Genomic DNA, 16,837 nt, shown 5'->3' on the forward strand with positions numbered 1-16,837 from the left:
TCAATGGAACTCAAGCTCCTGAATGATCAAGGTCAATCGGCCGCTACGTTTGCAGCGCCCGACACCGTTTTCGGTCGTGACTTTAACGAAGCACTGGTTCACCAAATCGTCGTGGCCTTCCAGGCTAACGCACGTAGCGGTAACCGCGCTCAGAAAGACCGCGCCGAAGTCAAGCACAGCACCAAAAAACCCTGGCGCCAAAAAGGCACAGGCCGTGCCCGTGCCGGTATGACATCCTCGCCTATCTGGCGCGGAGGTGGTCGTGCATTCCCTAACTCCCCCGACGAGAACTTCTCGCAGAAGGTCAACAAGAAAATGTATCGCGCCGGTATTCGTGCGATTCTTTCGCAGTTGGCTCGCGAAGACCGCATCGCCGTTGTCGAAAGCTTCGAGCTCGAGTCTCCCAAGACTAAGCTTGCTGCCGACAAGCTCAAAAGCATGGGTCTTGAGTCGGTGCTTATCATCACCGATACACTCGACGAAAACGTTTACCTCGCAACTCGCAACCTGCCTCACGTTGCTGTTGTCGAACCGCGTTATGCCGATCCGCTCTCGCTGATCCACTACAAAAATGTGTTGATCACTAAGCCGGCTATCGCTCAACTCGAGGAGATGTTGGGATGAACGCCGAACGCTTACTGCAAGTTATCCTGGCCCCGATCGTGACCGAAAAGTCCACTTTCGTTGCCGAAAAAAATCAGCAAATCGCTTTCCGTGTGGTGGCTGACGCTACCAAGCCTGAAATCAAGGCCGCGGTCGAGCTTCTCTTCAAAGTCGAAGTCGATTCCGTTCAGGTCCTGAACCAAAAGGGCAAACAAAAACGCTTTGGTCGTTTCGTCGGTCGCCGCCGCAACGAGCGCAAAGCTTATGTTTCGCTCAAAGAAGGTCAAGAACTCGACTTTACGGAGGTGAACTAAATGGCACTCGTTAAAGTCAAGCCGACCTCGGCTGGTCGTCGTGGCATGATCAAGGTGGTTTCGCCTGATCTGCACAAAGGCGCACCATTCGCAGCTCTGCTCGAAAAGAAAAAGCGCGGCTCCGGTCGTAACAACAACGGTCACATCACGGTACGTCACCGTGGAGGTGGTCACAAGCAGCACTACCGTCTGGTCGACTTCCGTCGCAACAAAGACGGCATTCCTGCCAAAGTTGAACGTCTCGAGTACGACCCCAACCGTACCGCCCACATCGCACTGTTGTGCTATGTCGACGGCGAGCGCCGCTACATCATCGCCCCGCGTGGTCTTGAAGTTGGTGCAACACTGTTGTCGGGTAAAGAAGCCCCCATCCGTACGGGTAACACATTGCCTATCCGCAATATCCCCGTCGGCTCCACCATTCACTGCATCGAAATGATGCCCGGTAAAGGTGCCCAGTTGGCACGTTCGGCCGGTGCATCGGCCGTCCTGATGGCCCGCGAAGGTGTCTACGCTCAGGTGCGTCTGCGCTCTGGCGAAGTCCGCCGCGTCCACATCGATTGCCGTGCAACGATTGGTGAAGTGGGTAACGAAGAACATAGCTTGCGTCAAATCGGTAAAGCCGGTGCCATGCGCTGGCGCGGTGTACGTCCTACCGTTCGTGGTGTTGCCATGAACCCGGTCGATCACCCGCACGGTGGTGGTGAAGGACGTACTGGCGAAGGTCGTGAACCGGTCAGCCCATGGGGTACACCGGCCAAGGGCTATCGCACTCGAAGCAACAAGCGCACAGACAACATGATTGTCTCGCGTCGCAAGCGCAAGTAAGGGGCGTACATAATGGCACGTTCGATTAAAAAAGGCCCATTCGTCGACGATCACCTGATCAAAAAGGTTGATGCCGCCGTCGAAGGCAAAGACAAAAAGCCGATCAAAACCTGGTCGCGCCGTTCCACCATCCTGCCCGAGTTCATTGGGCTGACGATTGCTGTGCACAATGGCCGCCAGCACGTTCCCGTTTATATCAACGAGAACATGGTCGGTCACAAACTCGGCGAGTTCGCTCTGACCCGTACATTCAAGGGCCACGCAGCGGACAAAAAGTCCAAGAGGTAAGTGATGGAAACTACAGCAATTATCCGTGGCGTCCACATTTCAGCGCAAAAAACCCGTTTGGTTGCGGACATGATCCGTGGCAAATCGGTTTCGCAGGCGCTGAACATCCTGACGTTCACCCCCAAGAAAGCCGCGGGCATTCTCAAGAAAGCCCTTGAGTCCGCAATCGCCAACGCCGAGCACAACGACGGCGCCGACATCGACGAACTGAAAGTCACCACTATCTATGTTGACAAAGGCGAGTCCATGAAGCGTTTCTCCGCACGTGCGAAAGGCCGCGGTAACCGTATCGAGAAGCAGACTTGCCACATTGTGGTCAAAGTCGGCGCTTAAGGAGTCGCAATGGGACAAAAAGTACACCCGATTGGGTTCCGCCTCGCGGTTAATCGTAACTGGACTTCTCGCTGGTATGCAGACGACAAGGCATTCGGTGGCATGCTCGCCGACGATATCCGTGTTCGCGAATACCTCAAGAAAAAACTGAAAAGTGCTTCGGTTGGTCGCGTCGTTATCGAGCGCCCCGCTAAAAATGCACGTATCACTGTTTACTCGGCACGTCCGGGCGTAGTGATCGGCAAGCGTGGCGAAGACATCGAAAGCCTCAAGGCCGATCTTCAGCGTCTGATGGGCGTGCCTGTGCACGTCAACATCGAAGAAATCCGCAAGCCCGAAACCGATGCTCAGCTCATCGCTGACTCTATCGCCCAACAGCTCGAAAAGCGTATTCAGTTCCGCCGCGCCATGAAACGCGCCATGCAGAACGCAATGCGTCTGGGTGCCCAGGGCATCAAGATCATGAGCTCCGGTCGTCTGAACGGTATCGAAATTGCCCGTACCGAATGGTACCGCGAAGGTCGTGTGCCTCTGCACACCCTGCGCGCCAACATCGACTACGGCACTTCCGAAGCGGCAACGACTTACGGGATCATCGGTATTAAAGTATGGGTCTACAAGGGCGACATGCTGCCTAACGGCGAAATGCCCCCTGAAACCGCAGCGCCTCGCGATGAAGAGCGCCGTCCACGTCGTGCACCTCGCGGTGACCGTCCCGATGGCCGTCGTCCTGCGGGTGGCCGTGGTCGCGGACCTCGTAAGCCTGATGCTGCGGCGGCAGCACCAGCTGAAGGAGAATAAACATGTTGCAACCGTCACGCAGAAAATACCGCAAAGAGCAAAAAGGCCGTAACACCGGTCTGGCTACTCGCGGTGCGCAAGTGTCGTTCGGCGAATTCGGTCTTAAAGCCACAGGTCGTGGCCGCCTGACCGCTCGCCAAATCGAATCTGCTCGTCGTGCGATCAACCGTCACATCAAACGTGGTGGTCGTATCTGGATTCGCGTTTTCCCCGACAAACCAATTTCGCAGAAACCTGCCGAAGTTCGTATGGGTAACGGTAAAGGTAATCCTGAGTACTGGGTCGCAGAAATTCAACCCGGCAAGGTGATCTACGAAATGGAAGGCGTCAGCGAAGAACTGGCGCGTGAAGCTTTCCGCCTGGCCGCCGCTAAGTTGCCTATTTCCACGACGTTCGTTTCTCGTCGTATCGGCGCTTAAGGAGACCTCATGAAAGCCAGCGAACTCCGTTCTAAAGATTCCAAAGAGCTCCAGACCGAGCTCGAGAGCCTGCTGAAGGCGCAATTTGGTTTGCGTATGCAACGCGCCACTCAGCAACTCTCCAACACCAGTCAGTTGGGTAAAGTACGCCGCGACATCGCTCGTGTACGCACAATCCTGACTGAGAAGGCAGGAAAGTAAAATGAGCGAAACTCAAAACACTACCAAGCGTCAACGTACGCTGATCGGTAAAGTTGTCAGCAACAAGATGGACAAAAGCGTCGTCGTTCGCGTCGAGCGCCGCGTTAAGCATCCTGTATACGGCAAAATCGTCGTCCGCTCTGCTAAATACATGGCACACGACGAAACCAATCAGTACAACGAAGGCGATACCGTCGAGATCGCAGAAGGCCGTCCTATCAGCCGTAACAAGGCCTGGACAGTCACTCGCCTGATCGAAGCAGTACGCGTCGTGTAATTTGGCTTGCAGTGCCCCGCCCAGTGCGGGTGCGCTGCAGTACAAACTGCACAACAACAAAAAGCCCGGGGCCTAGGCCACCGGGCTTTTTGTTTTGCTGTATGTGTGTGCGTATAGACACCAATAACGCCAGGGCTCGTTCCATGGCGCTTGCTACGTTCAGCTTATTTACCTTTGATCTGCTTGATGGCCGCCGCCGATACTTGCCCGTAGGGGTTACCGAAGTCATCCATGATTTCAAAGTGGTTGAACAGGTCGGCCTTGATCAATTCGACCGGCTTGCCTGCGGCTTGCATGGCTTTGGCGAAGTCGGCGGTCTGGCGTTTGAATTCGTCGGTCTCCAGCGACCCGTAGGCCAGAATGACAGGCGTGTGGATCTTGTCCAGGTGCCGCTGGGTGCTCATGGCGTTCTCGAGCGCGTCGGTAAACGGTACATACGATGAACGTGCCGACATACGTACGGGTTTCAGGTCGTAGCGTTGTACCAATTGCCGGATGTTGGCAGCCCAGTCGGCCTGATTGTAGTTACGGTCGAGCTCTGCTTGCGTGTATTCAAGGAATACTTTGGGCTCGGCGTTATTTTGGGCAGTGACCGGTGAGGCCAGGAAAAGCGTCGCGCTAAGGCACGCGATGGCAAAACGTCGCAGATGGGAGTCTCCATTAAGTTTTTCTAATAAAAATAAAAATGAGCGCGCTCATTTTGTTTTATGATAATGGCGTTTGTGGGCTGGTTGCCGTAACGAACTGTGTCATGTGTTGAACCAGCAGTTTGGCGCTGGGCGACAGCGTGTCGATCGAGCGAACGCAAAGATTCAACTGACGACGGGCCCAGGGTTCATCAAGTTGAACCTGGCAAATGTCCAGCGCTTTGGCGTGCGTTTCGGCGATGCGTTGTGGCACAAGTCCAATACCCAGGTCGGCTTCAACCATTAAGCACAGGGCGTGATAGCTGGCCACCTGAAATCGGCTTTGCCACGCGCGCCCCAGTGCAAGGGCCGCACGGCTTAACTGAAGGTTAAGCTGGCTGCCTTGTGGCAGGCCAACGTATACATAGTCTAGCGTTTGGGCAAAGCGCACGCGGTGGGAAGAGGAGAGTGGATGATCCTGAGCGGTAATGATGACAAGGGTATCGTTGCGATAAGGCAAGTATTCGACACCCGCCGTTTTGCCCACCATTGCGCCGGCGGGTTGCTTGGTGCTTTCGTCTGCAACCAAAATGCCGATGTCTGCGGCGTTGTCTGCCACCGACTGCGCAATCTCGGTGCTCAGCGCCTCGGTCAGGTCAATACGCACGTTAGGGTGGCAAGACAGAAACTGTTGCAGTTCGGTAGGCAAGAATTGGTTGGTCGCAGACATATTTGCATGGATACGGATGTAGCCCTTAACGCCCGAGACATATTCGTGCATCTGAAGCGCGATACCGTCGAGCTCGTTCAGCACGCGATGCGAACGGTTGATCAGTGCCTGCCCGGCCGCGGTGGGCAGCAGGCCTTTGTTGCTTCGTTCGACCAGAGCGACGCCCAGAGTGGTTTCCAGGTCGGCAATGCGCCGACTGATTGCGGCAGCGGCAATGTGTTCGCGCTGAGCAACAGCAGCAATGGTGCCGGCCTGCATGACCTGCACGAACAGCCTTAAAGATTTGGGGTCGATCGTCATGAAAATAAAGTCAGGTGTTAGCGGGTGCGCATTATCGAGTCTAAGCATAACGGCCGGGCTCAGCGTATCATCGCATTTTGCGATGATGCTATCGGATATGACTGCTTTACTAAGGGTAAATAACAAGACACCATGTTGTAAAGCGATTGCAGCACTAGTCCATGCTGGCATCGCCATTCTTTTGGTCCCGGGGCGTACAGCAGCAACCCCGGATATCTTCCCGGAGACGACATGACACAAGCAGAAGCCCAGGCTCAGCCCCTCGCCCTTAAAGGCGTCAAGGTCCTTGAGCTGGGCGCCTTGATCGCCGGCCCATACGCCAGCACGTTGCTGGCGCAGTTTGGTGCCGAGGTCATTAAAATCGAGCCCCCCGGAAAGGGTGACCCGTTGCGTACCTGGCGCAAATTACATAAGGGCACCTCGTTGTGGTGGTACACCCAAAGCCGAAATAAAAAATCGGTCACGCTCGACCTGAAACACCCGGAAGCCCAGGAAATTGTGCGCAAGCTGGCGGCAGAGGCCGATGTCGTGATCGAAAACTTTCGGCCCGGCACCCTGGAAAAATGGGGCTTGGGCTGGGACACCCTGCATGCCCTGAACCCGTCACTGATTATGGTGCGTATTTCGGGGTATGGCCAAACGGGCCCGGCCAGCCAGAAGCCTGGGTTTGCGGCCATTGCCGAGTGTATGGGCGGCTTGCGCTACGTTACGGGCTATCCCGACCGCGCGCCCGTGCGCACCGGTGTCAGTTTGGGTGATACGCTGGCGTCGTTGTACGCGGTGGTGGGGGCGCTCATCGCCATGCATCATGTCAAGGTCAACCAGGGTAAAGGCCAAATGATCGACGTGGCTTTGTACGAAGCCGTCTTCGCCGTCATGGAAAGCCTGATTCCGGAGTACTCGGTGGGCGGGCATATCCGCGAACGCACGGGCTCGGCCCTGCCAGGCATTGTGCCGTCCAATACCTACCTGTGCCACGATGGCAGCTACGTGGCCATTGCGGGTAACGGCGACGGCATTTTCAAGCGTCTGATGGCGGCGATTGGCCGTCCCGACCTTGCCGATGACCCGGCTCTGGCGCAAAACGACGGCCGGGCCAGGCAAACCGAAATGATTGATGGGGTGATTGCCGCCTGGACGGCGCAGCATACGCTTGACCATATCCTTGAAACCCTTGATGCGGCTTCGGTGCCCTGTGGTCGCATATACACTGCAAAAGACATTTACGAAGACGCGCACTACCGTGCGCGCGACATGATCCAGTCGTTCGAGCTGCCCGATGGTCAGGCGGTCGATTTGCCCGGTATTGTGCCCAAGCTTAGCGAAACGCCGGGGCAAACCCGTTGGTTGGGGCCCGAACTGGGCGCCCACACGCAAGAAGTGCTGGCGCGTATTGGCGTCACCCCGGAACAATATGCGCAAATGCGCGAAGCGGGGCTGGCTTGATGCGCGCTTGCGGCCGACGAGCCAGCACTTCCGACAAGCGGGCCGATGGCACCGGCACATATAAAGGTTGATCATGAGCACTTCACCCCGTAAAAAACTGTACATACAAGAAGTATCCGTACGCGACGGCTTCCAGATCGAGCCCCGTTTCGTGCCCACCGAGCAAAAGATTGAATTGATCAATGCCCTGTCGCATACGGGGTTGGCCAAAATTGAAGTCACATCGTTTACCTCGCCCAAGGCCATTCCGAACCTGGCCGACGCCGAAGCGGTGATGTCGCAAATCGACCGGGTTGAGGGCGTGCTGTACGCGGCGCTGGTGCCCAATGTCCGTGGGTGCGAGCGCGCCCTGGCCTGCAATGTCGATGAAATCAATCTGTTTATGTCGGCCAGTCATACCCATAACCTGGCCAACCTGCGCATGACCCAGGCCCAGTCGCTTGAACAGTTCCGGCAGGTGGTCGATTACATCGATGGTCGTGCGGCCATTAATGCGTCCCTATCGACGGCCTTTGGTTGTCCTTTCGATGGCGAGGTCCCCGAAGCCACGGTGCTTGACCTGGTGCAGCGGTATATCGACATGGGCATTCAGGCCGTCAGCCTGTGCGACACTACCGGCGTGGCTAACCCGGCGCAGGTTGCACGGCTGTGCAACGCGGTAAAGCAGCGCTGGCCCGACCTGGTCTTGACCGCGCATTTTCATGACACCCGCGCCATGGGCCTGCCTAACGTGCTGGCCGCCCTTCAGGCGGGTGTCGATCGTTTCGACGCCTCGCTGGGTGGTCTGGGCGGCTGCCCTTTTGCGCCCGGCGCCAGCGGTAACGTGTGTACCGAAGATATGGTCCATATGCTCGACGCCATGGGCTATGACACCGGGGTCGATCTGCCCCGACTTTTAGAAATTTCCCGCCTGTTACCTGAAATTGTCGGCCACGATGTGCCCGGCCAGGTGGCCAAGGCGGGGCCTTATACGCGCCGCTATCCCGTACCCGACGCGGTGCGCAATATTTAACCGGAGCCTCAAATTGAAAATCTGCCGTTTTAATGACAATCGACTGGGTGTGGTCCAGGGTGACCGCGTATTTGACGTCACTGCTGCGCTCGACGTCCTGCCCGAAATTCGCTACCCCGCGCCCACCGTCGATTTGCTGATCGCCAATCTCGACAAGGTGCGCGCACGTATTGACGCCCTTTTGCCCAGCGCCGAATCGCATGCCGTCGGCAGCGTCAGCTTTCTAAGCCCGGTGGCCAACCCCGGCAAAATCGTTGCTGCGCCCGTCAACTACAAGAAGCATCTTGAAGAAGCGCGTACCGACGAGCAAATTCACCACCAGAACGCCATTCTTGAAATTCAGAAGATCGGCCTGTTCCTGAAAGCGACCAGCTCTTTGGTTGGTGTTAGCGCAGGTGTTGATATCGAGCACCCCAACCGTCGTAACGACCACGAAGCCGAAGTAGTGGTTGTGATCGGCAAGGCCGGCCGCAACATCAGCCAGGCCAACGCGCTTGATCATGTGGCCGGCTATTGCATTGGCCTGGACATGACCACCCGCGGTCCAGAAGAGCGCAGTATGCGCAAGTCTATCGACTCGTACAGCGTTGTGGGGCCCTGGATGGTGACATCTGACGAGCTGACCGACCCGTCGGCCCTCGATTTTGAGCTGACCGTTAACGGCGAGCCCCGCCAGAAGGCCAATACGCGCGATCTGATCCTGAACATCCCGCAACTCATCGAGTACGCTTCGTCGTTCTACACCCTGCACCCCGGCGATATTCTGTTCACCGGCACGCCCGAAGGTGTCGGCCCCGTCGTTGGCGGTGATACTGTTCGCGTCACGATGCAGGGCATTGGCGAAGTCGAAGTCGCGGTACGTTCGCCCAAGCAGTAATCGGCAAATCAGCCGTAACGGCAGACGTGTTGGGTCGGTATACACCAAAGGTATTCTTTTTGGTTATGCCTGATAAAAATATTTCATCTTTTCGCGTATACCAAAACAGCCCCAAGCCCGCGTAAAAGACGTATATTTAAAAAAACATCCAAAACACGTCTGCCGCCCTGATGGTGTGGCACCCATATTAAAGAGACTGCCATGTCATACGTCGTAAAAGCTCCCGAAATCGTCGCCGTCCCGGTGGTCGGCTCGTCCGATACGTTCCCGGTTCGCCGTGTGTATTGTGTTGGTCGCAACTATGCCGCTCACGCCCGCGAAATGGGTTTCGATCCCGATCGCGAACCGCCCTTCTTCTTCTGCAAGCCGGCCGACTCCGTCCGCCCGGTCGCATATGGCGACACGCTGTCCATTCCGTACCCTTCCGAAACCAGTAACTATCACTACGAAATCGAGCTCGTTGCAGCAATTGGCAAGGGCGGTTCCAACATCAGTGTCGAAGACGCGCTTAACCATGTCTGGGGTTATGCGGTGGGGCTCGACATGACCCGTCGCGACCTGCAAATGAAAATGCGCGAAATGGGCCGCCCCTGGGAACTGGGCAAAGCATTCGACGACAGCGGCCCCATTGGCCCGCTGCATCCGGTCGCGCAGTCCGGCCACCTCGAAAAAGCCGAAATCTCCCTCGAGGTTAACGGCCAGGTCAAACAAAAAAGCAGCATCGACAAACTCATCTGGTCGGTTGCCGAAACCGTTGCTTATCTTTCCAAGTACTTCCGCCTCGAAGAGGGCGACCTCATTTACACGGGTACCCCCGAAGGCGTGGGCGCGGTCGTCAAGGGCGACCTGATGGTCGGTAAAGTCGAAGGTTTGGGGGCAATTCAGGTTAAGGTGGTGTAAGGCCATGGATCTCTACACCTTCTTCAACAGCTCTGCGTCTTACCGCGTGCGCATTATCCTGGGCCTCAAGCAGGCGCAGGTTAATCAGGTGCCGGTCAATATCCGTGTGCTCGAGCACAAAAACGACGATTACGTCCAGAAGAACCCCAGCGCCAGCGTCCCCATGCTCGACGATAACGGGTTTCATTTGGGTCAGTCGTTGGCCATTGCCGACTACCTCGACGCCAAATTCCCCGAGCCACGCCTGATCCCGGCCGACCCGGCCAAGCGCGCCCGTGTGCTCGAACTGGCCAATTTAATTTCCTGCGACATTCATCCACTGAACAACCTGCGCGTCCTGAAGTATCTGGTCAAAGAGCTGGGCGTAACCGAAGAACAGAAAAACGCCTGGTATGCGCACTGGATCGCCGAAGGCTTCACGTCGCTCGAAGCCTTGCTCGAGCGCGCCGGGTCGCAAAAATTCTGCTTCGACGACCAAGTCTCGCTGGCCGACTGCTGCCTGGTGCCGCAGGTAGCGAACGCGCTACGCATGAAGTGCGACCTGACCCCTTACAAGCGGGTGATGGCCGTGTACGAACATTGCAATACGTTGCCCGCGTTCCAGCAAGCGGCACCGGCAAAGCAACCCGATTATCAACCCTGATCTTTATTCAAAATCAGTCAGGTACGTGACGGCCCGGTAACGACAGGCTGGGGTTCGTCACGTCTCTACACAAGGTGGACATCATGACAAACACAGCGAAACAGAAAGTGATTATTGTTGGGGGCGGGATAGGTGGCCTGGCCGCGGCTTTGTCGCTCTCGCGCCAGGGCATCGAAATTTTGCTGCTCGAACAAGCCGACCAAATTGGCGAAATTGGTGCAGGCATCCAGTTGGGCCCTAACGCTTTTGCCGCGCTCGACGCCCTGGGCGTCGGCCAGGCAGCCCGCAACCGTGCCGTCTTTACCGATCACACCACCATGATGGACGCCATCGACGCCACCGAAGTGGTGCGTATCGAAACCGGCGAAAAGTTCCGCGAGCGCTTTGGCAACCCCTATGCCGTGATCCACCGCGCCGACATTCACTTGTCGATTCTCGAGGCGGTTCAAGACAATCCGCTCATCAAATTCAAAACTTCCACGCACGTTGAAGAAGTCAAGGTTGGCCCCAACGGCGTTGAAGTCATCGACACCAAGGGCGAGGTCTACAAGGCCGATGCGGTGGTGGGTTGCGACGGCGTTAAATCGGTGATTCGTGCCCGCACCATTGGCGCCCAGCATCGTGTGACCGGTCACGTGGTGTACCGCGCCGTGGTAGAGCGCGACAATATGCCCGAAGATCTGCGCATTAATGCCCCTGTATTGTGGGCCGGTCCACGCTGCCACCTGGTGCATTACCCTCTGCGCGCCGGCAAGCAATACAACCTTGTCGTGACTTTTCATAGCCGTGAACAAGAAGAATGGGGTGTTCGCGAAGGTAGTAAAGAAGAAGTGTTGTCGTACTTCCAGGGGATTCATCCGCGCCCCGCCCAAATGCTCGACCGCCCCACATCGTGGCGCCGTTGGGCAACGGCCGACGCCGACCCCGTTGAGGCCTGGGGCACCGGCCGTTGCACCCTGCTGGGTGATGCTGCCCACCCCATGACGCAATACATGGCGCAGGGCGCGTGTATGGCCATTGAAGACGCGGTTACGCTGGGCGAGGCTTTTGCCAAAGCCGAGGGCGATATCGACGCGGCATTCCGTCTGTACGAATCAGTGCGTATTCCGCGTACTGCGCGTGTCGTGTGGTCTACTCGCGAAATGGGCCGCATCTATCACGCTAAAGGTGTCGAACGCCAGGTGCGTAATTTGCTCTGGAAAGGCAAAACCCAAGAACAGTTCTACACCCAGCTCGAATGGCTGTACGGCTGGCGTAAAGACAATTGTCTCGAGCCGCGCTAACATTCGCAATTGATTCAACACTTGTAATCTCGGGAGGAGATTTCTATGAAACTGCTTAAAAAAGTAGGTTTGGGCATGGCCCTGGGGCTGACAGCCGTTATGGCCAATGCCGCCGACAAGCCCCTCGACATCGGTTTGATTACCACTTTGTCGACGCCGGCCGGGTATATCGGTGAAGACGAGCGCGATGGTTTCTTGCTGGCCGTTAAACAAGAAGGCGGCAAGCTGGGTGGCGTGCCTGTTAACGTTATCGTCGAAGACGACGGCCTCAAGCCGGGTTCGGGTAAGCAGATTGCCGAAAAAATGGTGCAAGACGGCGTTCGTCTGTTCACCGGCATCAACTTCTCGAACGTACTGGTTGCCGTGGTACCTACCGTCATGAAGTCGGGCGGTTTTTACGTCAGCCTTAACGCCGGCCCGTCTACCTTTGCCGGCAAGGGTTGCGAAAAGAACTACTTCTCGGTCGCCTTCCAGAACGACTCTTACAGTGACAGCGCCGCCATTGCCGCCAACAACATGGGCATCAAGAAAATGGTCATCATGGCGCCTGCCTACCAGGCGGGTCGCGATGCGCTAAGCGGCTTCAAGCGTGTGTACAAGGGCGAAATCATTGCCGAAATCTACACAAAGCTTGACCAATCCGACTTCTCGGTCGAACTGGCACGCATCCGTTCGCTCGAACCCGAAGCCGTATTCGAGTTCTTGCCCGGTGGCGCCGGCATCAACTTTGCCAAGCAGTGGGCCAATTCCGGCCTGGGCGAAAAAGTCAAAATGGTTACCACGTTGTATTCGATGGACGACCGCATGCTTAAAGCCACAGGCGATGCCAGCAAGGGCTTTTACCTGACCACACAATGGACAGCCGGCATGGACAACGCGGCCAGCAAGCAATTTGTTGAAGCCTTCCAAAAAGAATATGGCCGTCGCCCCACCGTGTATGCGGCAACCTCGTACGACACCGGTCGCCTGATGGCTTCGGCCCTGAAAGCGGTAGGTGGGGATGTTACCGGCAAGGCCGACGAGTTCCGTGCGGCACTGCGTAAAGCCGACTTCGAAAGCGTGCGTGGCAACTTCAAGTTTGCAGCCAACCATCACCCCATTCAAGACTGGTTTATGGTGCGTGTCGAACCCAACGAAAAGGGTGAGCTCGACTATAAGTTTGTCGAGACCATCGTCAAGGATCACACCGACCCGTATGTCGCTGAGTGTCAGATGAACTGAAAAAAAATGTAAAAAATACGCCGGTATTCTTACAAGAAGCTTGAAGGTTAAAGTATTTGTGTTTAAAGTAGAGAAAATTTTAAGAAGTCTACTGTTAGCACAAAGACTTGAGGGCTCTTGGAGACACCGGCGTACTTCGTTGTTCGCCATCATCTCTGTGGTCTTGCCTCTTCAAGTTTCCTGCGCTCGCAGAACCAACACAAAGACCAGCTGATTGCATTCGGGCGTTCTGCCTGCTTGTGGTCGGCGCAAACGGAAAGTTCCCATGTATATGTTCGTAGAGCAGGCCATGAATGGTCTGCAGTACAGTGCCCTGTTGTTCCTGCTATCGGCGGGCCTGACCCTGATTTTCGGCATCATGAATGTCGTGAATCTGGCGCATGGCTCGTTTTATATGGTGGGCGCATTTTGCGCGGCCTCGGCAGTCGCCATTACCGGCTCGTTTACCGTAGCCATTATTGCAGCAGTATTCAGCGCGGGGGTCTATGGCCTTATCGTTGAAAAGCTCATTATCAGCCGTTTGTATCACCGCGATCACCTCGATCAGGTGCTGGCCACGCTGGGTGTGATTTTCTTCACCAATGCGCTGGTGACTCTAGTGTTTGGCCGTAGTCCGCCATTTGTCGATATTCCGCCCTTGCTGTCGGGTTCGGTGCAAATTCTGCCCGGCCTTAATTACCCCATCATGCGTCTGGCCTTTATTGGCGCCGGCGTGCTGGTGGCGATTGGGCTCTGGTTCCTTATCTCGCGCACACGTGTCGGTATGCTGGTGCGCGCCGGTGCCGACGATGCCGAAATCGTCGATGCCCTGGGTATTAATATCCGCCGCCTGTTCTTGCTGGTGTTTGGCCTGGGTGCGTTGCTGGGCGGTTTTGCCGGCGTCATGGGGGCCCCGCTGCTGGCCATCGAAATCGGCATGGGCGAAAAAATCCTCATCACCACGCTGGTTGTTATTGTGGTCGGTGGTGTCGGTTCTGTACGTGGTGCGTTGGTGGGTTCGTTGCTGGTGGGTCTGGTCGATTCATTTGGTCGGGCTTATATCCCGATCTGGATGTCCCAGATCTTGCCGCCCGAATATAGCGATTCGGTCAGCTCCAGCCTGGTCTCGGCCAGTATTTACATTCTTATGGCAATTGTCCTGCTGGTTAAACCCCGTGGGCTGGTTCCTGCACAAAGGTAAATAATAATGACCCGTAAATACATCATTGTCGGCATAATTTTTGCCCTGCTTCTTCTGGTGCCGCCCATCGCCAACGTCAGCGACGACACCTTTTTGGTCAGCATGGTGACACGCTTTGTCATCTATGCTTTGGCCGCAGTCAGTCTTGACCTTATCCTGGGTTATGGCGCGCTGGTCAGCTTTGGTCACGCGGCGTTTTTTGGTATTGGCGGCTATGTGGTCGGCATCATCGGTTTCCACATGGACATGGGCGATACCATTTTCGGCTGGGCCGGCAGTAACTCCGCGCTCATTATCTGGCCGCTGGCCATGATCATCGCCGCGCTGGTGGGTCTGGTCATGGGGGCGTTGTCGCTGCGTACTAGCGGCATCCAGTTCATCATGATTACGCTGGCTTTTGCACAAATGCTGTACTTCGTGCTGGTCGGCCTGGTTCAGTACGGCGGCGATGATGGTATGTCCATCACCAACCGTAATGTCATCCCGGGTATCGACATCGACGATAACGTCACCTTCTATTACCTGTGCCTGGCCATGCTGATTGTCTGGGTCTGGGTGTGCCGTCGTATCGTCAACTCGCCCTTCGGTATGGTGCTGCGTGGTTTCAAGCAAAACGAGCGCCGCAACATCAACTTGGGCTATGCCCCGATGCGCTACAAACTCACGGCTTTTGTGATTTCGGCTGCGGGTACGGGCCTGGCCGGTGTGTTGTGGGCCAACTACGCCTTGTATGCCAGCCCCGATATGGCTTCGTGGCTGAAATCGGGTGAGCTCATGGCCATGATTGTTCTGGGTGGTATGGGTACTATTTTTGGCCCCATTATCGGTGCGGCTGTGTACCTGGGCCTCGAGCAAGTGCTGACGGCCTGGACAGAAAACTGGATGCTTTTCTTGGGCCCGGTTTTGATTTTGGTGGTTCTCTTTAGCCGCCGAGGCATCTTTGGCTGGTTGGTCGGAGGACGCAATAATGACTAATAAACAACCCAAACTCGAAATCCGCAACCTGCGTAAGTCTTTTGGCGCGCTGGCGGCTACCGACGACGTCAACCTGACGGTTTACGCCGACGAAATTCATGCATTGATCGGCCCCAACGGGGCCGGTAAAACGACCCTGATTTCCCAAATCAGCGGCGAGATCATGCCCGACTCGGGTCAGATCCTGCTAGACGGCAAAGACATCACCCGCGTACCGCCTCACGAGCGTGCTGCGGTGGGTCTGGCACGTTCGTTCCAGATCAGCCAGCTTTATCACGACTTTACTGTCGAAGATAACGTGGCCATGGCGGTGCAGGCAGGGACTAACAAACGGTTCAGCTTGTGGCGCAACGCCCGTAAAGACGAGTCCTTGCGGAAGCCCGCCCGCGAAGCCCTGGAAAAAGTGGGTTTGGCGCATCGGACCAACGAGCTCGTGTCCTCTCTGGCGCACGGCGAAAAACGTCAGCTCGAACTGGCGGTGGCATTGTCTCTGAATGCACCCGTGCTGTTGCTCGACGAGCCCATGGCTGGCTTGGGGGCTGAAGAGTCCATGCTCATGAAAGACATCCTGCTCAGCCTTAAGGGCCAGTACGCCATGTTGCTGGTCGAGCACGACATGGACATTGTGTTTGCATTGGCCGACCGCGTGACGGTATTGGTCTATGGTCATCCTATTTTCACGGGGACACCAGACGAAGTCCGCGAGCACCCCGAGGTGCGTGATGCTTACCTGGGAAATGAATAATGCTAAAAGCTGAAAAAATTGAATCTGGTTATGGTCAAAGCAAGGTCTTGTTTGGCCTGGACCTTGAAATCCCCGATAAAACCGTCGTGTCGCTGATTGGCCGTAACGGTATGGGTAAAACCACCACGGTGCGTACCATCATGGGCATGTTGCCCTTGCGTGCGGGTACGATTCGTCTGGGCGACGAAGTCGTTAACGGCTATCGTCCACACCGTATCGCTCGCCTGGGTTGCGGTCTGGTGCCCGAAGGGCGTCACGTATTCGGCTCGTTAAGCGTCTACGAAAACCTGTATGCAACGTCGCGCAACGATACCCAGGGCCCTTGGACGCTGGAAGCGGTGTACGAATTGTTCCCGCGGTTGTTCGAGCGTCGCACCCAGTCGGCGCGCACGTTGTCGGGCGGCGAACAGCAAATGCTGGCCATCGGCCGTGCGTTGCTCACCAATCCGCGTTTGCTAATTCTTGACGAAGCCACCGAAGGCCTGGCACCCGTTATTCGCCAGGAGATCTGGGCTTGCCTTAACCGCTTGAAGCGCGAAGGCCAAACCATTTTGCTGATCGATAAAAACCTGAAAGAAATGCACCAACTGGTCGATCGCCACCACATCATCGAAAAGGGCCGTATCGTCTGGAACGGCTCGTCAGACGAGCTGATGGCGCAACCCGATCTGGTCAATCAGTATCTGGGGGTTTAAGCTGTCGTAAACGGCGTGTCTGCGGTTGGTTATGGCCGCAGCTACGCCGGTCTTGGTGCTAATGGTAATTAGCGTAGTGTAGGTGCCCCGTCAAGGCGGTGCCTCGCAGCAGCTGGCAGGCGTCAGGGTAAAAAAGGGCT

At 56.3% G+C, this 16,837-nt stretch carries 22 protein-coding genes; 20 read left to right on the plus strand and 2 right to left on the minus strand.

The genetic code is table 11. From position 1 onward, the window contains the following. The first annotated feature begins 3 nt into the window (after positions 1-3). From rplD to rpsQ, 9 genes are read left to right on the plus strand one after another with little or no spacing between them, the layout of a single operon-like run. Complete coding sequence (gene rplD, locus GTU67_RS04330) at positions 4-624, plus strand: 50S ribosomal protein L4 (protein ID WP_185778918.1); 621 nt, start codon at positions 4-6, stop codon at positions 622-624. Continuing rightward, positions 621-917, plus strand: coding sequence for a 50S ribosomal protein L23 (gene rplW / locus GTU67_RS04335; protein WP_093971151.1), 297 nt, complete (start codon positions 621-623; stop codon positions 915-917). Before rplD ends, rplW begins: the two co-directional genes overlap by 4 nt. After that, the gene (rplB, locus tag GTU67_RS04340) at positions 918-1,745 is read left to right on the plus strand and encodes a 50S ribosomal protein L2 (protein ID WP_185778919.1); all 828 of its coding nucleotides are present in this window, start codon (positions 918-920) and stop codon (positions 1,743-1,745) included. It begins immediately after the preceding gene. A 12-nt stretch (positions 1,746-1,757) separates the two neighbouring features. Next, positions 1,758-2,033, plus strand: coding sequence for a 30S ribosomal protein S19 (gene rpsS, locus GTU67_RS04345; RefSeq protein WP_093971149.1), 276 nt, complete (start codon positions 1,758-1,760; stop codon positions 2,031-2,033). Continuing rightward, positions 2,034-2,366: a 50S ribosomal protein L22 gene (gene rplV, locus GTU67_RS04350; protein ID WP_199722959.1), complete on the plus strand. Its 333-nt coding sequence runs from the start codon at positions 2,034-2,036 to the stop codon at positions 2,364-2,366. A gap of 9 nt (positions 2,367-2,375) precedes the next feature. Beyond that, entirely contained in the window at positions 2,376-3,167 is a 792-nt protein-coding gene (gene rpsC / locus GTU67_RS04355; RefSeq protein ID WP_093971147.1) for a 30S ribosomal protein S3, read from the plus strand. Positions 3,168-3,169: 2 nt separating this feature from the next. Beyond that, on the plus strand, positions 3,170-3,586 hold the full coding sequence (gene rplP / locus GTU67_RS04360) for a 50S ribosomal protein L16 (protein WP_185778920.1): 417 nt from the start codon (positions 3,170-3,172) through the stop codon (positions 3,584-3,586). Between the two features lie 9 nt (positions 3,587-3,595). After that, on the plus strand, positions 3,596-3,787 hold the full coding sequence (gene rpmC / locus GTU67_RS04365) for a 50S ribosomal protein L29 (RefSeq protein ID WP_185778921.1): 192 nt from the start codon (positions 3,596-3,598) through the stop codon (positions 3,785-3,787). Position 3,788: 1 nt separating this feature from the next. Continuing rightward, the gene (gene rpsQ / locus GTU67_RS04370; protein ID WP_185778922.1) at positions 3,789-4,064 is read left to right on the plus strand and encodes a 30S ribosomal protein S17; all 276 of its coding nucleotides are present in this window, start codon (positions 3,789-3,791) and stop codon (positions 4,062-4,064) included. Positions 4,065-4,228: 164 nt separating this feature from the next. Here the strand turns inward: rpsQ and GTU67_RS04375 are convergent, their stop codons facing one another. Together GTU67_RS04375 and GTU67_RS04380 are read right to left on the minus strand one after the other, a co-directional pair. Continuing rightward, positions 4,229-4,519 carry an alpha/beta hydrolase gene (locus GTU67_RS04375; protein WP_185778923.1) on the minus strand — a complete coding sequence of 97 codons (291 nt, stop codon included), beginning with the start codon at positions 4,517-4,519 and terminating at the stop codon, positions 4,229-4,231. A gap of 250 nt (positions 4,520-4,769) precedes the next feature. After that, positions 4,770-5,768 (minus strand): LysR substrate-binding domain-containing protein, encoded by a 999-nt coding sequence (locus GTU67_RS04380; RefSeq protein WP_249417572.1) that lies wholly within the window; start codon positions 5,766-5,768, stop codon positions 4,770-4,772. A 183-nt stretch (positions 5,769-5,951) separates the two neighbouring features. Between GTU67_RS04380 and GTU67_RS04385 the strand changes: the two genes are divergently transcribed. From GTU67_RS04385 to GTU67_RS04435, 11 genes are all read left to right on the plus strand, one after another. Then, entirely contained in the window at positions 5,952-7,166 is a 1,215-nt protein-coding gene (locus GTU67_RS04385; protein WP_185778924.1) for a CaiB/BaiF CoA transferase family protein, read from the plus strand. Between the two features lie 73 nt (positions 7,167-7,239). Beyond that, the gene (locus GTU67_RS04390; protein ID WP_185778925.1) at positions 7,240-8,178 is read left to right on the plus strand and encodes a hydroxymethylglutaryl-CoA lyase; all 939 of its coding nucleotides are present in this window, start codon (positions 7,240-7,242) and stop codon (positions 8,176-8,178) included. A gap of 13 nt (positions 8,179-8,191) precedes the next feature. Continuing rightward, entirely contained in the window at positions 8,192-9,055 is an 864-nt protein-coding gene (locus GTU67_RS04395; RefSeq protein WP_185778926.1) for a fumarylacetoacetate hydrolase family protein, read from the plus strand. Positions 9,056-9,256: 201 nt separating this feature from the next. Then, positions 9,257-9,955: a fumarylacetoacetate hydrolase family protein gene (locus GTU67_RS04400; protein WP_185778927.1), complete on the plus strand. Its 699-nt coding sequence runs from the start codon at positions 9,257-9,259 to the stop codon at positions 9,953-9,955. A gap of 4 nt (positions 9,956-9,959) precedes the next feature. After that, on the plus strand, positions 9,960-10,598 hold the full coding sequence (maiA, locus tag GTU67_RS04405) for a maleylacetoacetate isomerase (RefSeq protein WP_185778928.1): 639 nt from the start codon (positions 9,960-9,962) through the stop codon (positions 10,596-10,598). Between the two features lie 83 nt (positions 10,599-10,681). Further along, positions 10,682-11,881, plus strand: a complete 1,200-nt coding sequence (locus GTU67_RS04410; RefSeq protein ID WP_185778929.1) for a 3-hydroxybenzoate 6-monooxygenase — start codon at positions 10,682-10,684, stop codon at positions 11,879-11,881. 45 nt (positions 11,882-11,926) lie between these two features. Beyond that, complete coding sequence (locus GTU67_RS04415) at positions 11,927-13,102, plus strand: ABC transporter substrate-binding protein (protein ID WP_185778930.1); 1,176 nt, start codon at positions 11,927-11,929, stop codon at positions 13,100-13,102. A gap of 265 nt (positions 13,103-13,367) precedes the next feature. Then, a complete protein-coding gene (locus GTU67_RS04420; RefSeq protein WP_185778931.1) occupies positions 13,368-14,282 on the plus strand; it encodes a branched-chain amino acid ABC transporter permease in 915 nt (304 codons plus the stop codon). A 6-nt stretch (positions 14,283-14,288) separates the two neighbouring features. Further along, positions 14,289-15,257 carry a branched-chain amino acid ABC transporter permease gene (locus GTU67_RS04425; protein ID WP_185778932.1) on the plus strand — a complete coding sequence of 323 codons (969 nt, stop codon included), beginning with the start codon at positions 14,289-14,291 and terminating at the stop codon, positions 15,255-15,257. After that, on the plus strand, positions 15,250-16,002 hold the full coding sequence (locus tag GTU67_RS04430) for an ABC transporter ATP-binding protein (protein ID WP_185778933.1): 753 nt from the start codon (positions 15,250-15,252) through the stop codon (positions 16,000-16,002). Before GTU67_RS04425 ends, GTU67_RS04430 begins: the two co-directional genes overlap by 8 nt. Continuing rightward, a complete protein-coding gene (locus GTU67_RS04435; RefSeq protein WP_185778934.1) occupies positions 16,002-16,697 on the plus strand; it encodes an ABC transporter ATP-binding protein in 696 nt (231 codons plus the stop codon). The genes GTU67_RS04430 and GTU67_RS04435 overlap by 1 nt, the downstream gene beginning before the upstream one ends. The last annotated feature ends 140 nt before the right edge of the window (positions 16,698-16,837 follow it).

Source organism: Pusillimonas minor (assembly GCF_014237865.1).
Classification (GTDB): domain Bacteria; phylum Pseudomonadota; class Gammaproteobacteria; order Burkholderiales; family Burkholderiaceae_B; genus Neopusillimonas; species Neopusillimonas minor.

Coding starts and splice junctions, on each gene's coding strand:
- rplD (WP_185778918.1), top strand. CDS start 4: ATGGAACTCAAGCTCCTGAATGATCAAGGTCAATCGGCCGCTACGTTT.
- rplW (WP_093971151.1), top strand. CDS start 621: ATGAACGCCGAACGCTTACTGCAAGTTATCCTGGCCCCGATCGTGACC.
- rplB (WP_185778919.1), top strand. CDS start 918: ATGGCACTCGTTAAAGTCAAGCCGACCTCGGCTGGTCGTCGTGGCATG.
- rpsS (WP_093971149.1), top strand. CDS start 1,758: ATGGCACGTTCGATTAAAAAAGGCCCATTCGTCGACGATCACCTGATC.
- rpsC (WP_093971147.1), top strand. CDS start 2,376: ATGGGACAAAAAGTACACCCGATTGGGTTCCGCCTCGCGGTTAATCGT.
- rplP (WP_185778920.1), top strand. CDS start 3,170: ATGTTGCAACCGTCACGCAGAAAATACCGCAAAGAGCAAAAAGGCCGT.
- rpmC (WP_185778921.1), top strand. CDS start 3,596: ATGAAAGCCAGCGAACTCCGTTCTAAAGATTCCAAAGAGCTCCAGACC.
- rpsQ (WP_185778922.1), top strand. CDS start 3,789: ATGAGCGAAACTCAAAACACTACCAAGCGTCAACGTACGCTGATCGGT.
- GTU67_RS04375 (WP_185778923.1), bottom strand. CDS start 4,519: ATGTCGGCACGTTCATCGTATGTACCGTTTACCGACGCGCTCGAGAAC.
- GTU67_RS04380 (WP_249417572.1), bottom strand. CDS start 5,768: ATGCTTAGACTCGATAATGCGCACCCGCTAACACCTGACTTTATTTTC.
- GTU67_RS04385 (WP_185778924.1), top strand. CDS start 5,952: ATGACACAAGCAGAAGCCCAGGCTCAGCCCCTCGCCCTTAAAGGCGTC.
- GTU67_RS04390 (WP_185778925.1), top strand. CDS start 7,240: ATGAGCACTTCACCCCGTAAAAAACTGTACATACAAGAAGTATCCGTA.
- GTU67_RS04400 (WP_185778927.1), top strand. CDS start 9,257: ATGTCATACGTCGTAAAAGCTCCCGAAATCGTCGCCGTCCCGGTGGTC.
- maiA (WP_185778928.1), top strand. CDS start 9,960: ATGGATCTCTACACCTTCTTCAACAGCTCTGCGTCTTACCGCGTGCGC.
- GTU67_RS04410 (WP_185778929.1), top strand. CDS start 10,682: ATGACAAACACAGCGAAACAGAAAGTGATTATTGTTGGGGGCGGGATA.
- GTU67_RS04415 (WP_185778930.1), top strand. CDS start 11,927: ATGAAACTGCTTAAAAAAGTAGGTTTGGGCATGGCCCTGGGGCTGACA.
- GTU67_RS04420 (WP_185778931.1), top strand. CDS start 13,368: ATGTATATGTTCGTAGAGCAGGCCATGAATGGTCTGCAGTACAGTGCC.
- GTU67_RS04425 (WP_185778932.1), top strand. CDS start 14,289: ATGACCCGTAAATACATCATTGTCGGCATAATTTTTGCCCTGCTTCTT.
- GTU67_RS04430 (WP_185778933.1), top strand. CDS start 15,250: ATGACTAATAAACAACCCAAACTCGAAATCCGCAACCTGCGTAAGTCT.
- GTU67_RS04435 (WP_185778934.1), top strand. CDS start 16,002: ATGCTAAAAGCTGAAAAAATTGAATCTGGTTATGGTCAAAGCAAGGTC.